At 62.4% G+C, this 14,798-nt stretch carries 10 protein-coding genes; 4 read left to right on the top strand and 6 right to left on the bottom strand.

Going from position 1 to position 14,798, the window contains the following annotated elements; genetic code table 11:
- Positions 1-217: 217 nt before the first annotated feature.
- The 4 genes from V6R91_RS19670 to V6R91_RS19655 are packed head-to-tail and all read right to left on the bottom strand — an operon-like array spanning position 218 to position 5,055.
- The gene (locus V6R91_RS19670; RefSeq protein ID WP_336396606.1) at positions 218-1,210 is read right to left on the bottom strand and encodes a hypothetical protein; all 993 of its coding nucleotides are present in this window, start codon (positions 1,208-1,210) and stop codon (positions 218-220) included.
- Positions 1,210-3,222, bottom strand: coding sequence for an ORC-CDC6 family AAA ATPase (locus V6R91_RS19665; protein WP_336396605.1), 2,013 nt, complete (start codon positions 3,220-3,222; stop codon positions 1,210-1,212). The genes V6R91_RS19670 and V6R91_RS19665 overlap by 1 nt, the downstream gene beginning before the upstream one ends.
- Positions 3,177-4,106 (bottom strand): phosphoribosyltransferase-like protein, encoded by a 930-nt coding sequence (locus V6R91_RS19660; RefSeq protein WP_336396604.1) that lies wholly within the window; start codon positions 4,104-4,106, stop codon positions 3,177-3,179. The genes V6R91_RS19665 and V6R91_RS19660 overlap by 46 nt, the downstream gene beginning before the upstream one ends.
- A 46-nt stretch (positions 4,107-4,152) precedes the next feature.
- Positions 4,153-5,055 (bottom strand): hypothetical protein, encoded by a 903-nt coding sequence (locus V6R91_RS19655; protein ID WP_336396603.1) that lies wholly within the window; start codon positions 5,053-5,055, stop codon positions 4,153-4,155.
- Positions 5,056-5,654: 599 nt separating this feature from the next.
- Here V6R91_RS19655 and V6R91_RS19650 point away from each other — a divergent pair.
- From V6R91_RS19650 to V6R91_RS19635, 4 genes are all read left to right on the top strand, one after another.
- The gene (locus V6R91_RS19650; RefSeq protein WP_336396602.1) at positions 5,655-5,894 is read left to right on the top strand and encodes a hypothetical protein; all 240 of its coding nucleotides are present in this window, start codon (positions 5,655-5,657) and stop codon (positions 5,892-5,894) included.
- Positions 5,895-5,898: 4 nt separating this feature from the next.
- Entirely contained in the window at positions 5,899-7,455 is a 1,557-nt protein-coding gene (locus V6R91_RS19645) for a deoxyguanosinetriphosphate triphosphohydrolase family protein (protein WP_336396601.1), read from the top strand.
- A 779-nt stretch (positions 7,456-8,234) separates the two neighbouring features.
- The gene (locus V6R91_RS19640; protein WP_336396600.1) at positions 8,235-9,428 is read left to right on the top strand and encodes a hypothetical protein; all 1,194 of its coding nucleotides are present in this window, start codon (positions 8,235-8,237) and stop codon (positions 9,426-9,428) included.
- A 155-nt stretch (positions 9,429-9,583) separates the two neighbouring features.
- Positions 9,584-9,958, top strand: a complete 375-nt coding sequence (locus V6R91_RS19635) for a hypothetical protein (protein WP_336396599.1) — start codon at positions 9,584-9,586, stop codon at positions 9,956-9,958.
- 581 nt (positions 9,959-10,539) lie between these two features.
- Here the strand turns inward: V6R91_RS19635 and V6R91_RS19630 are convergent.
- Positions 10,540-11,589, bottom strand: a complete 1,050-nt coding sequence (locus tag V6R91_RS19630) for a DUF3800 domain-containing protein (protein ID WP_336396598.1) — start codon at positions 11,587-11,589, stop codon at positions 10,540-10,542.
- Between the two features lie 385 nt (positions 11,590-11,974).
- The gene (locus V6R91_RS19625) at positions 11,975-14,716 is read right to left on the bottom strand and encodes an AAA family ATPase (protein ID WP_336396597.1); all 2,742 of its coding nucleotides are present in this window, start codon (positions 14,714-14,716) and stop codon (positions 11,975-11,977) included.
- Positions 14,717-14,798: the final 82 nt, after the last annotated feature.

Raw genomic sequence — 14,798 nt, 5'->3', positions numbered from 1 at the left:
TTGGTCAGATCTACGCTTGCTGGAGCGACACACCCCTCGGATCGCGAGGGGTGTGTCCGCACCTGGCCGCTGGATGTCCCGCTGCCGGCGACGCGTCCCGCGCGTGCCAGATCAGCGGTCGGGTCGAGTGCTCGGCCGTCGGATCGGGGGAAGCGATGGCTCTCCGTTGTGGGGCGTCGACGTGCCAGCCGCTCTCTGTGTCCTCGGTCGGCAAGCGCTACTGCCCAAGCACGGCCGGGGGCGGGGGCTCTGGATCGCGCACGAAGTCGAGTTCAAGGATGTACTCGTGAATAGCGGCCACACCCTTCGAGGTCTCGCGGTCGTACTTCTCCGCGAAGGGGACGAGGAAGCTCGCGTTGCGTGCGACTCCTTCACACCAGTAGTACCAAGCGAAACCCAACACATGCGGCTTCGCTCCGACGGCGCTGAGGTAGAGATGGTCAAGTTCACCCAACGAGTCCACTTTGGTGGAGAGCTCGTGCGCGGTGGCAAACGGGTCGTTCGCCGGCGCGAAAATGTACGAGGCTGGCCGGTGGTGGCGGATGGAGTTGCTGGAATTAGCCAGCATTAGCATGCTTTCTTGATACATGTGGGGCTGAAGTCCGGGGAGCCCCAGCAAGATCACGTGCTCGGCGTTTGGTTTGTCATCGACCACGGCAGTAACGAGGCTGTGATCGTACCCCGCCCCTACGATTAGTGCGTCTCGAGGACTCGGTTGGTTTGAATGGGCGCCCTCCATGCCGGGGATTAGTCCAACCCTCTCCACGGGACCTCGCGTGAAGGTGGTGCGTTCGCCCAACTTGTATGAGTCTGGATCCGAGTAGAAGACTGTGACTTTTGAGACTCCGACGGACTTCAGCGCGAATGGCAGCATCACTATGTGTGGGCGCATCATGCCCGTAATATCGATAGCGATGGACAGGTCCTTCAGTGGACCAGATGCCCTGAGCGCGTCAAGCACTTGCGTCCACGAATCTGCAGGACTTGAGCTATGCGAGGCACGGACAACCTCTCCAGCAGGCAGGTTCTCAGCAGCGTAGCTGTACTCGTCATGGACAAGCCATACCTTGCGCGACGCCTGAACAGCGTCGGCCAACGCGTGTACGCGCGCAGAATCATTTAGCGCCGCCAGGAAGAGATCGTAATGTCGCGAGCTGACTTCCTGATGATCGAGGCGGTTCCGCTTGAAGGCTGCGTATTCGATGTCCATCAGAACAGAGCATCCTTGATGCTGGCGAACGGCGCGTTCAAGGACATTTCGAGCGCCTCCCTCACCTGCTGGAACGCTAGATCTTCGACCTTCGGATTGAAGATCGCTTCAACCGTTGCCCGGTCCAATGTCGCGTCACCACGGCGCCCTGGCCTTAGACCCCACATTGGTGTGAGCATCGGATGAAGCTGAAACTTCCGATGCCGCGGTCCATGATTCCTGGCGGATCGCCCGCCCCGCACTTCGACAAGCAGCCCGTGGCTCACGCAGCGTTCGAGGACGGCGAGTGCGTCTGGAGAGACCTGGCTCAGACTAGTGGAGAATGTTGCGATGTCGATCTCGCTGGGCTTATCCGCATAGCGAATAGAGTGCATGTACTGCCCGAGCCTCCGGATAGCGATCTCACACTCTTCGCCTTGCGTACCGAGCGGCTTCGCGTCGGCCAGGTACCAGTTCGAGGCATCGAGAACGCCCTCGCTGAGCGCGCGTTCAGAAATCTGACCCGAGCCGCGAAATACGTTTTCGCCATGGAACTGGGCCCAGTGAGAAACGTATTTGAGAATCATGAGAAGGTTGCGCGGAAGGAAGCCTGACAGGGCGACAAGTTCGGTGAAACCGGCATACGCTGTCTGCCTCCCCGCCCCGGCATAGATCTGCGCAATGGCGTCGCTCTTCCGCTGCTTAAAGAAGTTTGTCAGCTCCACATCCTCTGTTCCGTCGGCCAGCGGTGCCACGAAATCGCGCGCGGCCGCTGCGCTTTCGGCCGACGGCTCCTGGCCTGCGTACCACAACTGGTAGAAGCGTAGGATGGCGAGCTTCTCAATTAGGGGGTAGCGGGGCATACTCAGGGCGTCGACGACTCCGGACGCGATTCGTGAGCCTTGCGCCTTACTGACCGCATTTCGTAGGTCGACCAGGTAGGGCCGCTCGAGCGCCGTATAGCGAGCCAACACGTCATGAAGACGCCTGGTGTGTAAGCGATCATCAGCCCCAAACGACAGCCTGGAGATCCAACCCGCTGATTCTTGCTCATCAAGATCGAAGGCAGCGAGTCGCCTCATGATGAGATCACGACAGAAGTTCTGGTACTCAGCCGGGTCGCTCGCGTACGCGGTGTCAATCGGGTACAGCTCGTACTCGCTGCCCTTCTTATTCACCTCTCCTGCACTCAGCGTCTTGTGTGTCCGGATACCCCAGCTCCGACCGCCCACGAGGAAAGTCGCGGGCGCCTCCTTCTCGCGGATGAGGGTATTGAAGTAGATCTGCTGGCTCTCGGTCAGGTTCTCGTACTCATCGGCAAGGAACGTGATCGTCACATCCTGGAACCCGGGAAGCGTGGACACTGACTTCGCAGCGGCGAATATGAGTTCACCGGGATTCGATCTCACCTGTATGTCGAGCCGGCCCGTGTGCGCCGCGTTGTTTACTGCCCAGTCGATCTCGCGGCGAAGCTGTGTGAGGTATCCCAAGATGGCGGATAACGGGTCAACTACCTCATCGGCGCCCGAGACGTTGGCCTGTAGCGCCCGGGCTATAGCCACGTACACCTTAGCGGTCTCGCTATTCCGCCACTGCTCAGACTCGCTCAAATCAGCAACGGTCGCGAGGAGAAGCTCCGTAAGCCACAGATCCATGTAGTAGGCGAACGTCGTCGCCCACTGCTCAGCGGGCTGTCCTTTTCCTCGGAAGCGACTTCCATTCAGACCACCGCACCGGAAATAGATCCCTATGTATCCGTCCGCCTGCACCTGGTGGAGCGGGCGGTCGCTTCGTGTCTTCTGCAGTGGGTAGGAGTAGTGACGTAAGAGATGTGTGCGCCCGCCGCCTTTGAGCCCGGTCAAGAACTGCGGCATTGCGCTCGCGGGGTCGACGATGGATCGGTCCCTGCCGCCAAACGAGACGTACGTCAGTTCGATTTGCGGATCATTGAGGTCGACTGCCTTCGTGACGTCGAATGGGCTACGCACTAGTTGTTCTGCTCTTTCGGGTAACGGCGGAACATCGGATTCCACGGGCCGTACGCTTCCTGTACCCAAAAGATCGGAAGGGTGTGATCCGGGACGTTATGGTGTAGCCCCAGCATCAACCCGCCCTCGCCGTAGCCCAATGCATTGCCGGGAGCAAGATCGGCACCATAGCGCTCCGCCACAGCTCTGCCGGTCTCACGGCTGATTCCTGCCGGTGGTGCGGCGTACGCATGCGACTCCTCGCTGAACGCTAGTTGGGACGCGTTCAGCTCGTGAACGGCAGCAGCGTGGTCGAATCCGAGCTGCCGGACGCTGTCCAACCCTGTCGGGTTCGCGAAGAGGGTTAGGTACCAAACTTCGATGGTTTGCTCGCTCAGGAGGGCAGCGTCGCGAAGGTGGCGGATGAACGCCAGGTTGTGTTCCGCCGCTTGCCGCCCCGTGCCAACGACGTCGTCAATGAACACGAGCCGCCGCACCTCGGGGTCGGCAATCCGGAATCGCCCGTCCTGAGGTGATGCGCTGAGTAACTCGTAGGGGTTCGGAAAGAGTTCCTTGCGAAGACGGTTTTCCTGCCGGAAGTAGTAGAGAAGGTGGGTGCCGCTCTCAGCGGGATTCCCCACCCCGAGGAAACGTGTTTGCGAGAGGGCGTCGTCGAAGCCGGCACGCAGAATCGCGGGATCGGTGCTCCCCTTCGCGTGGTCACGGATCTCCTGGATGACCTCGTAACGGAAGAGGTCCCTATAGAGGGCTTTCAGAAGCTCGCGGAGCTCGCGGAGACCGAAGTATGTGAAGTGTGAGAGAAGGTGCACTGCATGCAATCTCTCAACCTCGGCGGAGACGTCGTCGGTCTTGCCCGTGAAGTTCTCTAGCCAGAGGTTCACATCTTCCCTACCCCCATTCCCCTCCCAGAGGGTGTCGGACAGCAACATGATTCTCTTCCGGATTGACGCTTCGTCTTCGTCCAGACCGCCTAGTTCAATCACAGTTCGCCATTTCAAAGACTTCGATATATTCCGCCGGAGCCGGAGACCCATTCTTCCTGGATGTCAAGAGCGTCCGTCCACGGATGGGGTCGCGCAGCGAGACGGTGCGCCTGTACCCCAACGACTCAATGATGTCCGAAAGATGCTGACTCGTCCTTAGTACGCCGCCAGCAACATGGTTATCGCCTGACACGAGCGCGATCCGTCTGATGCCCACGTTGGCGGCGTTTCTGAAGACCCGTTCCATATCTACGAAATAGGTCACATAGATCGCGCCCCGGCGCGCATCCTTCTCAGCGATGCTTGCCAGAACCCGCCTGAGCTGCGGGCTTGACACGCTAGACGCGTCCAACCGCAAATCTTGAGGCGACAGATGCTCGCGGCCGATACTGCTGTGCTCAAGGTGGACCGTCTTGCCCTTAGGAGCATGGCCTAACCACGCGGCCTCCAAACTCGTGCTGCGCACATACTTTTGGGCTGCGCCGTAGGGAGGGCTCGTCAATAGCAACGTTCTGGATGCCTGCTCAGGGTTCGGCCAGACCGTGAGATCTCGGGCGTCGCCGGTGCGGACTTCGGCGACCGGGCGCTCGGGAGGTAGCGCGTGAAGTTTGGTCAAGATTGATGTGCTTTCGCTTACCCACTGGCGCCAGACATCTGAGGAGGACGCCATCGCGTTGCGCGCACTCTTCACAGGGACAGGGATACGGGGATCCGTCGTGGCCATTCGCCTGGCTGTAAGGGCAAGACACAGCTGCAACAGATCGCGATCTTCCTCTTCGTGTTCCTCCGCCGTGGCCGCCAACCGCCCTAGGGCCGACAGCGCTCCCGATGAGTACCAGCGGCTGAGCAGTGGCGAGATTTTGACAGCACGCCGCCGGCGCTTGGCGGTGGCCAATGAGTCGTTCAAGACAGTCGCTGCGTGCGTATGTGAGCCGCGTGACACCTTCACACGGCTGACCAACGCAGCGACGGGATTCTGCTCGACTCCTATCGAGGTGAACCCTCGAAGTTGGGCCTCAAGGAGCACTGTCCCTGATCCGACGAAGGGATCGAAAACAACATCGACGTCGGCGACGACTGCGTCCGTTGACAGGAGGAACCGCGGAATGTGTCGAAGTAGCCTCGCGGGGTATGGGTATAGCCCATGCGTGTACTCGCTCGCGGGGAGTGGGCCGACCAGCTCACGAAAGCTGATGTCGAGAGGTGCGCCTACATACTTGCTGGCGAGCGCCGCGTACTCGCGCGAGTAGTGCTTCGAGGTCGCCGGCCGCAGAGGGTGGTGCGCATCATCAACAAGCACCAGGTCCGACACTGGTTCTGCCACGCTGACTATCGCTCCCCCTTCCCTTTGCCCAGCTCCCGCTCACGGTACACTGTCCGCCGAGCTCGCGAACCGCGCCGAGTCGGAGACCACCGATGTCGGTGCCCTAGGGTACGTTCAGCGGCCTACAAGCATTAGACTGAAAGTCAGACGCCACGTCCGGAAGGATCCTGATGAACGCTGCATCGCCGACCGTAGAATCACGTGCCCAGCAGCTCCGGAACCTCATTCAGGAGCTTGTTGAGGTCGTCGACGCCAACGGTGGGTCGATGGCCCTTCGCGACGCCGTGCCTTCTGTCGCTAGCCGCACAGGACTGTCTCTGTCCGACGTTCCGTACGTCGTCAACTCTGCGGTCGCCGACCGCCGAATCAGGGCCGACCTGCGTTCAGGAATGCTCGAACTAGTACCCTGAGCCGGTGATCGAAGATAGTCCCGCCGCAACGCTGAAGACGCTCGCCGACGGATCTGTCGTTGATCCAGATCGAGAGGAAAGCCGGCACCGGCGGGGCGAAGAGTCGCCTAGCGGGGACCGGGACTTCCGTACGCCCGCGGAGCGCGACCGGGGACGATTGGGTTACTCGGAGTATCTGCGGCGGCTTGCCGGGGTCACCCAGGTCGTGTCGCCCGAACTCGCATCGGCGCAGATGCACAGCCGTTCCTCACACACCCACAAGGTGGCGATGATTGCGCGAGAAATCGCCGATCACATCGCACGATCCCTTCCCCACAACACACGATGGCGTGAGGTGGTCATCAAGAATGGTGGCCTTGATATCGCGGCATGCGAAGCGGCAGGCCTCGCGCACGACATCGGGCACCCCCCGTTCGGTCACGCAGGCGAGGATGCGCTCGACAATTATCTGGTCCGGCACAACGTCGCAGACGGCTTCGAAGGAAACGCTCAAACATTCCGGACTGTGACACGACTAGACCGCATCAAGGGCACCTCCGAGGTCGGCCTAAACCTCACAGACGTTACCCTGGCTGCCATTTTGAAGTACCCGTACGCGAAGAAACTTCCCTACGCCAATCCCGACCACCGCAAGTTCGGCGCGTATCTGGATGATGCGCCGAGACTCGCGCAGATTCGAGCCAGCGTGCTGGATCTGCAACAGGGCGAAGAAGACCCGGGACGTCAGACTCTAGAAGCATCAATCATGGATCTCGCGGACGACGTCGCTTACGCGATCCACGACCTCGAAGACTTCCTCGCTGCGGGCCTCATCGACGTCGGACTTGTGAAGCAGGACCTCAGCACGTCTCTCGGACATGCGGGGATCACGCCTGAGCTGCGTAAGGCTGCGGATTTCTCCGCCGCGGACTTCACTGCGAAAGAAAACAGTTTCGCCCCACCGCCGGTCTTCGTGAAGTCGACCGGGAAGCACCGAGACAGGTACAAGCCCTTTTTCAACGATAAGGACTACGCTGCCGCGCTGCACGACGTCGACAACTTCCTGCAGCAGTTGAGCGATCCCGACGCTCAGGACTACGGAATGAATTTGCGCCTGTTGCTCCGCGGGTTCGTCAGCGACTTCTTCAAAGCGATCGACCTGGACGAGACCCCGCCGTACAGGGACGGCCCGTCGGTCTTCCTGACGTCCGAGGCATGGCATCAAATGCAGGTGCTGAAGTCCATCACCCGCCACTATCTGGTCTCACGCCCGCGGATGGGTTCGATGCAGCGGGCTCAAACGCGGACTATAGAGATCCTGATGGACGGTCTTGCTGATTGGATTTGCACAGAACCGAAGGAGCATTCGCTCCCGCCCGCCCTGCTAGTCATCTTCGCTCTGAACCAAGTAGCCGTGCCTACTAATCCACACCAGCTGCCACACCGGGACGTACTCTCGCCTCAGCACTACCGTGCCTTGGCCGACTACGTCTGCACGATGTCCGATTCGGAGGCCTTGATGCGCTCCCAGTGGTTGGCGGGCACAGAGGTGCCCGGATCCTTCCGTCTCGCGCTGTCCTAGAACCTTCGCGATGAACTCCCCGAGGGGTAGGATGGCGGCGAGATGTCATTTGACTCGGTTGACCTCACCGAAGAGCGTACGCACCGGATCCACGAGCGCATCCGAGCGTGGGCCTGAATCCCGACGCGGCTACGGCAAGACCTGAGGACGAGCTCGAGCGTGCGGTCAACGCGACCGAGGCCTATATCACCACGGACCTCGTCGACTCGCCATGGGGAGATCCGGGCGCAGATCGTGTTGGACGCCGCGGTCCGGTTCTCGAGCGTCGCCGACAGGAGCGGCCCCTTGTCAGAGTCGATCGGTAGAGCGCATGTGCGTCAAGCGCGAAGCGCGGCCTTCTCGACACGTCAGCCTTCGGCCGAAGATTGACGACCCTCCGTCGCAGTCGTTGGGCTCTACATCCCAACTCGCGCCCCGCACTCGGCGTCCCAACCACCGGCCCGGTAGCCATCGCGGCCTCCCGATTCCTTGCCCCACGCCGCATCTCGGCCTGGGCTGTGCGCACCTGCTGTTGGCCGGTGCGCATGATTTTCGCGCCTCGTCGCGCTAGTAGACAGAGGTAACTGACGGTGGTCATTGTGAGAGACGAGTTCTGACGATATAATGAGCGTGTGCATCCCTGAGCCATGTCCATCGGAGACGACGGCTCCCTTCTGGGACGCGATAGCTGATGCCCATGCGGTGAATAACCGTGTCACGGCGACAGCGACTTCCCCTGGACTTAGCGCGACGGAGAAGTGCGCCTGTCCAGGAGCCTCCCCGGGCTCTAGACTCGCCGCATGCTGGTCACGCTTCGTGTTCCAATCTCCGATGCGCGTCGATTCTCGGCCGACCCTGCTATTGCCGACGGCGTAGTGCTTCCAGCATGGGCTGAAGGGGAGTTTCTTCGCGGAGTCGGAAAAATAACGCGCCGGGCCGGTGGAGTCGTCGAACCATGGGCATTTGAGTCCGCATTCGCTAACGGGGCCCGCATGCTGACGATTGCACCAGAATCACTAGCGGGCTTCTCAACGGATGAGCGGATGAAGGTGGAAGCGGTCCGAAAACGTGCCTGGCAGGCACTGAACGGATCGACCGCCCTACTGGATGTGGACGTTGCCTTCCAGATCCGGCCCTTCTCCTCCGAGGGCACGCCACGTTCCTACTGGTCCTACGAATACGCCGGCTCTGCCCTTGCCAAGGGCGTCGGTGCGCTCGCGGGGATGACTACCAGGGTTCGCGGCCAGACGGGCGCCAACGGCAGAGTGATAACGGTCGGCTCCGAACTCGCCGACCGATACGCCGCTGCCACTTCCCGGGCGGAAGCTTCTCGCACTCTCGTGGGGTCTGGACGCATCGCCGCAGTTGTCGAGGCCGCCGGAGTTGCCGTTGACCCCGACTTTCGCACAGTTCACGAGACACTCGCGCTCGGGCGTATCACATTAACGAGTCTCGATGTAGCGGTCCCAGGCGGCGGATCCGTTCGGTGCCACATCCTTCACAGTGCAAGCAGAACAACCGGGGACCGCAAGCGCATCAGGGAATTGCGGATCCACCTACTGCGGCTGCACTCGGTGTTCGAGTTGATGCGATTCTTAACTGGCCCGATCGTCACAGGAAACTCAGCTGGCATCGCAGACAGCCCAGGAAGCGTAGCCTTCGACAGGTTGCAGCAAACCATGCTGGAGTGCGCGCGAATCGTTCGGACGGTGTCAGCACCCGGCGGAGCGGATGCTGAATCCTTGCTCGACACTGCGCTGTTTGCGCGTCGGTTGGTTGACATCGACTTGCAAAACATGCTCACCCGTATGTTGGCCGAGGCTCGGCCTCGTGTCCGGCGGGAGGTCGAGATGGTGCTGGACGCGGAGCGCGCTCGAAAACAAAGTGAATCAAAATATGTCGTGAACGTTACGGGCGGAGTCGTCGGCACGATCGGTGACAACGGGACTGCCAATATGACGGGCCTGCTGGGCGCCGAGCTGAGCCGCCTCTAGCACTACGGCCGCCCATCTCGACGACTTAGCCGAATCGGCCTGAACCGCCGCTACCGCGCATCCGGCGTCGCGAGTGGACCACTGTTCTTCCGCTCGGCGGCATAGAAGTGCAAGCTTAGCTCTGGTGAAGAACCACAACGAAGTGGAGGGGAGCGATGGACCCTGTGACATTGATAGTGACGGCTCTAGTTGCTGGCGCGACCGTTGCGTTCAAGGATGTTGGAAACAATCTCGTCAAGGACGCGTACAACGGGCTGAAGGCGCTCGTGAAGCGGACATTCGGAGGCAGTGATACGTCGACGGAAGAACTCGATAAATCTCAACCGGATAAGGCCGCGCTGGAGGAGCAAGTCCGCGCATCCGGTGCGGCCGAGGATAAGGCGATTCTCGAGAAGGCCCACGAGCTCATGAGGCTCGTGGATCCGAAGGGCGCAGCGTCAGGCAAGTACAACGTCCATGTAAGCGGTGGAGTCGTTGGAAACATCGGCGATGGAAACACCGCGAACATCGGGATGCCTCCGTCGCCATAAGCTCACGAATCTCGAGTGCCCACGGTCCCCCCGCGAGCCGTTGCCCTCTGCCCGGAATCCCGTGTCACGGTCGGGCAGGATGAGTTTCGCAGCAGAGAAGCAAGCGGGAACCCAAGACTGCCGTTTCGTGCAGCGCGAGCTCTCCGTGCGACATCCGCACTCTCGCCGGACTTTCATGGCCTGGAATCATGCTCGCAGAGCGGGCCGCCGCTGATCACTGACCGACTTGCCCATTCACTAGCGGCGAACAAGAGCGCTCTAGTTTCATCGCTCCAACGCTCGACTCGTGGCTGCGACGTGAGGAGAGCAGCTGCTTGCCCTTTGGCGCTCTGGGCTTAGGGTTAAGTAGCTCCGTGAGTGATGGTCGACGGAGCGTGCCGATCTCGCGACAATTGCGGCGCTGGAAAAACCCGACCCCCGGGTCGTTCGGTAGCAGCTCGTCGAGCGCGCATCTTCGGGCTGCCACCGGGACTGGGCGCGCCATTCTCGCGCCCGATCGACTTTCCTCTCGAGCAAGATCGTCACTCGAATGCGCGCAACTCTCGATGCCGCCACAGGGCCGGCCCGCATGCTCCGCTGAGTTACCTTCGGGCGCGTGTAACGACCGCCTTGGCCTCCTCCGGATTCATGAGACGCTCGCTCGGCCAGAGACTGTAGTCACTTACAAACGGGTAGAGATTCTCAGATAGCGGATGCTCCTTGCCGAGGATCGAGTCTTCCCCCACAACACGGGCTAGGCCAGCCACGAGATCCGCAACCTGAACACGCTCATCATGTTTCGAGTCGACCAGGATCAGATCGCGAAGTTCGACGCCTCTTCCTGCCTGCGATGGGGAGACAATGTCGGGCCGTGCAAGGTAATCCCGGATCGCGGCAGTCCGTTGCGGCGTCATTTCTGAAGCCGCGTCGTGCACAATCTCAACCGGCCTGCCGGTCTTTTCCGCCCAGAACGCCACTGCTGCTCCGACCGCAGAGATGAGTGGATCGAGGGTGCGCAGTCGGTGGTCGATCCCTTGTCCGAGTTGCAGCTCGGACAGAAACCCAAGGTGCGAGATCCCGGCATGAGCCATCTCAATGAAGTCATGCATGGGCGTGTCGACGGACAATACGGCCGCGAAAGCGGCGTTCAACGTCGCAAGATTCGCGTGGGCGTCGCCCGCGGTCTTCGAACGAAGGAACTGCTGGAATGTTTCCAGGAGGTTGTCCCACTTTTCAGCGAATGCGGACGGCCCGAAGAAATAGAGAATGTTGGCGCCGCACAGGGCAGACCCGTCCGCGTACATGTCAATACGTGCGTCGTTCGCCGCTTCCTCGGCTGTCGCGTCGAAAAGCTTCGCGACGATGAAGTAGCGCTTGTGCGTGAGGTGCACGGAAGCTGAGTCCGCAAGGAGAGGATGCTGTAGGAGCCACCGCGCCGTAGCCTCGTGCTTCGGGTGGATGATCGTCTTCGACTTAAGCTCCATGCTCTGGCTGCCGGTCCTACTTCTGACTTCAGTCATGAGCTCGGCGGCCTCGTCCTCGGTCATGGCCACGCTTGCGTGGGCGAAGACAGGGGAGCTGCCGGCAAGGAGGTTTTCGCCGTCGTTGCCAGATTCGTCGCAGGCAACGGTAAGCGGGACAGTTGACTTCATCGAGGGTCCAATCGCAGGAGCAGTGTTGCTGCGCCGGCGAACACTATGACGCTGCATCATCGTCGCACAGGCCCCGAACCCGCCCCAAACGCCTTCTTTCCGGCTCCGGCCGGGCACAGGCGTCCGCGCGAAGACTGGACATAGCCTGAACAGTCCTCCCGCCGAGCGCGACACGCCACCGCGGCCCTGCCGCCCAGATGCGCGACACGATCCGTCCAACGGCAAGCTCGGCTGCGTCGAAGCGTTGAAGATGGCGCAAGAAGCGTGGATAGGGGAAGGTGATGCCATCACTTCTGTTGATCGGTGTCGGGGACGAGGGCCGTCGCGAGAGCTCGCGAAGCAGCGTGCGGCCGAAGTATCGAGAACCCTCCATCGCAGCACCGCTCTACATCCCGATCCCGAGCCCCGCACTCGGCGCCCCGACCACCGGCCCTGTAGCCATCGCCGCCTCCCGGTTCCTCGCCGCACGCCGTATCTCCGCCTCGGCCGCACGCACAGCATCCTGCATCGTCAACTCCGGAGTGCCGCGCTGCATCGACTCGGCGAGGCACTCGCGGGCCGAGGCATCCGTCCGCGCGACGACGATCGCGACGTTGTGCACCCGCCCCCGCGTGAGGCCGACATATAGTCCCGCGGCATCGACGTCCGGCCCGACCACCGACGCATCGGCGGTGTCGCCCTGCACACCGTGCACGGTGGACGCGTACGCGAGCTGCAGGTGCTCGCGCGCGTACTCGGTGGGCACGCGCGCCACCTCGCCGCTGTCGCTCACGGACACAAGAGACAGGTACTCGTCGCGGATGCCGCGAACGATCCACTGCGCGCGATTCTCGACTCCCGTGAGCCGGTCGTTGCGACGGGTCTGGACGGTGTCGCCGACGAGGATGCGCTGCTGACCCATTCCCCACGCGACGACGCGGACGTCGAGCTCGCCCTGATCGACTCGCCGCTGCTGGATGGCGTCGTTGATCGCATCCGCCTCAGCATTCGTGCCAGATACCAGCGTCACCCGCTTGCCGCGTGCGTGCCAGTCGAAGTACGCGTCGATCATCCGCTCGCGCGCGGCGTCGTGATGTTCGACCCGGTCGACGTGACCGTGTTCGGTGAGCTCGCCCGCAACCACCAGCGCACGTTCGCGATCACCCGCATCCCGGAGCCGCAGCGTGAGCGCCGCGTAGTCGGGATCGCGGAACCGGTGCACCGTGTCGAGCTCGATCGCGGCGTTCGCGTGCCGGATCGCAGAACCCATCGCACCCGCATGTCCGACCGGCAACGCCTGATGCATGTCACCCACGAACGCGACCCCGACACCCTGCTCGATCGCGAGCCCGACGAGGACGTTCGTCGTCAGCAGGTCGACCATGCCGGCTTCGTCGACGACGATCCGATCGCGAGAACGCAACACATACTGGGTTGGTCCACCGTATACGGCGCCCGTGCTGGGATCGACTTCTCCCACTCGAAGCCTGGTCCACACCCTCGCGCCCGCCTCGTCGGTGCCCCATCGGTAGCCATGGTCTAAAAGCAAGGCATGAATACTGGATGCCGCGGCCCCGACCTCGCGAGACGCCACCGATGCCGCCTTTCGCGTGGGCGCAACAACGAGCATCCGCCGCCGTTGCGACGTGAGTGCCGCGAAAGCAGCGCGCAGCATCGTCGTCTTGCCCGCGCCGGCGGGGCCGGTCACCGTCACGAGCCCGTCCGTGCCGGCGATGGCGCACGCGGCAACGCTTTGCGACGCATCCAGCGCCGACAGATCCTCGCTCCGTGCGTACCGGTGCAACTCGTCCGGCAGCAGGGAGCGCCCCGGTCGGGCGAGCACGTCCAAGCGACCGGCGAGACGCACCTTCGCGCGTACGGTCTCGGTCGCCATGAGCGCCTTGACGTGCGCCGGCGGATCGTCCGCAACGAGTCGATAGACGGCACGCGTGGCACGCTCCGTAATCTCGGCGATCACGCCGTCGAGTCGGTCGCGCTCCGCAACGACGCCCGTGCGCGAGAGCGCGCGTATTGCACTCGCGCGGATATCGAAGTTGCTGAACCTCCCGCCGCATGATGTGGACCGTTCGTCCGCGTCGACGACCGCCTGTGCAGCGAGCAGATCCACGTCGACGGCATGCGGATCGGTTGCAGCGACTTGAATAGGTGCGCGTCGGGTGGTCAGACTCGGATCGATCGCTGCGATCTCGTCGCGGACGTGCGCCTCCCAAGACGCCTCGTCGATATCGGTCGGCTTGTTCGGACGGGACACCGCCCACGCGCGCCGATCGATCTGCAGCAGCACCTCCACGCTCGGCGCAGATCCTCCGTGCGTGGCCGACCATTCCGCGATCAGGCGCGCGCGGTTGCCTTCGATTTGCGCCGACCGACGCGAGACGGGTCGGACGGCGCCGGCGAGTTCGGCGATCTCGCCAGTGTCGCCGAGCGTGTACCCGTGCCGGGCGAGCGCGGCGATCCAGGCGGGATCGGTGCGGGCGGCGAGCTCGCCCTCGGCGTTGACGACGGTATGCAGTTTCATCGCGACGCGCGAGTCGAGGTTCGACCACTTGCCGTCCGCGCCGAGCACCTTGATGTTCAGCCAGAGGTGACGGTGGATGTGCGGGTCGAGGGCGCGCGAGCGCCGATGCTGCAGCTCGACGACCTCGATGCAGGTGATCGCCTCGCGGATGAGCCCTCCGTGCCCGCGCCGCGCGTTGAGCTCCGTCTGCCACGTGAGCAGGATGCGGTCACGCAGCCGGTCTTGGAGCGCTTCGAACTCGGCGGCGAGCTCGGGATGCAGCAGTGCGGCGATGCTGTACGACTTCGGGTGATTGAGCGTTCCGTCGAGCAGCAGATCGGCGTCAGGGCTCAGCCGCTGATGGCCGCGTTCTTCCCCCGTGACCGGGTCGTGTCCGGTGAGCCAGACACGAAGGCCGCCGGCGGTGAGCTCGTCTTTGCCGATCCTGCCGCTCGCGACGATGAACCGTGAGACGGTCGAGTTGGATGCCGCACCATATGCTTCGAGCGCGTCAACGCCGGGGGAGTGCTGCAGGTGAGCATCGCAGATGCCCTCGAGCGCGTAGCCGATCGCCTGTCGAACCCCTCTTGATTCGACCCCTCGTTTCCAACGCTCGAGGCCTCCTCGCATGGCGTCAGAATAGGGTGCGTTTTCCGGATTATCCAGGTCTTTTTATGGCGTGCAGGTACGTGTAGGGGAGTGCCTCTAAAGG

Source organism: Microbacterium sp. CCNWLW41 (genome assembly GCF_037083505.1).
This window is presented reverse-complemented; position numbering and strand designations above follow the sequence as displayed.

What these genes read in the sequence shown, in the direction of transcription:
- V6R91_RS19630 (WP_336396598.1), bottom strand. Translation starts at nt 11,589, where the DNA reads ATGAAGTCAACTGTCCCGCTTACCGTTGCCTGCGACGAATCTGGCAAC.
- V6R91_RS19640 (WP_336396600.1), top strand. Translation starts at nt 8,235, where the DNA reads ATGCTGGTCACGCTTCGTGTTCCAATCTCCGATGCGCGTCGATTCTCG.
- V6R91_RS19670 (WP_336396606.1), bottom strand. Translation starts at nt 1,210, where the DNA reads ATGGACATCGAATACGCAGCCTTCAAGCGGAACCGCCTCGATCATCAG.
- V6R91_RS19635 (WP_336396599.1), top strand. Translation starts at nt 9,584, where the DNA reads ATGGACCCTGTGACATTGATAGTGACGGCTCTAGTTGCTGGCGCGACC.
- V6R91_RS19625 (WP_336396597.1), bottom strand. Translation starts at nt 14,716, where the DNA reads ATGCGAGGAGGCCTCGAGCGTTGGAAACGAGGGGTCGAATCAAGAGGG.
- V6R91_RS19650 (WP_336396602.1), top strand. Translation starts at nt 5,655, where the DNA reads ATGAACGCTGCATCGCCGACCGTAGAATCACGTGCCCAGCAGCTCCGG.
- V6R91_RS19660 (WP_336396604.1), bottom strand. Translation starts at nt 4,106, where the DNA reads ATGTTGCTGTCCGACACCCTCTGGGAGGGGAATGGGGGTAGGGAAGAT.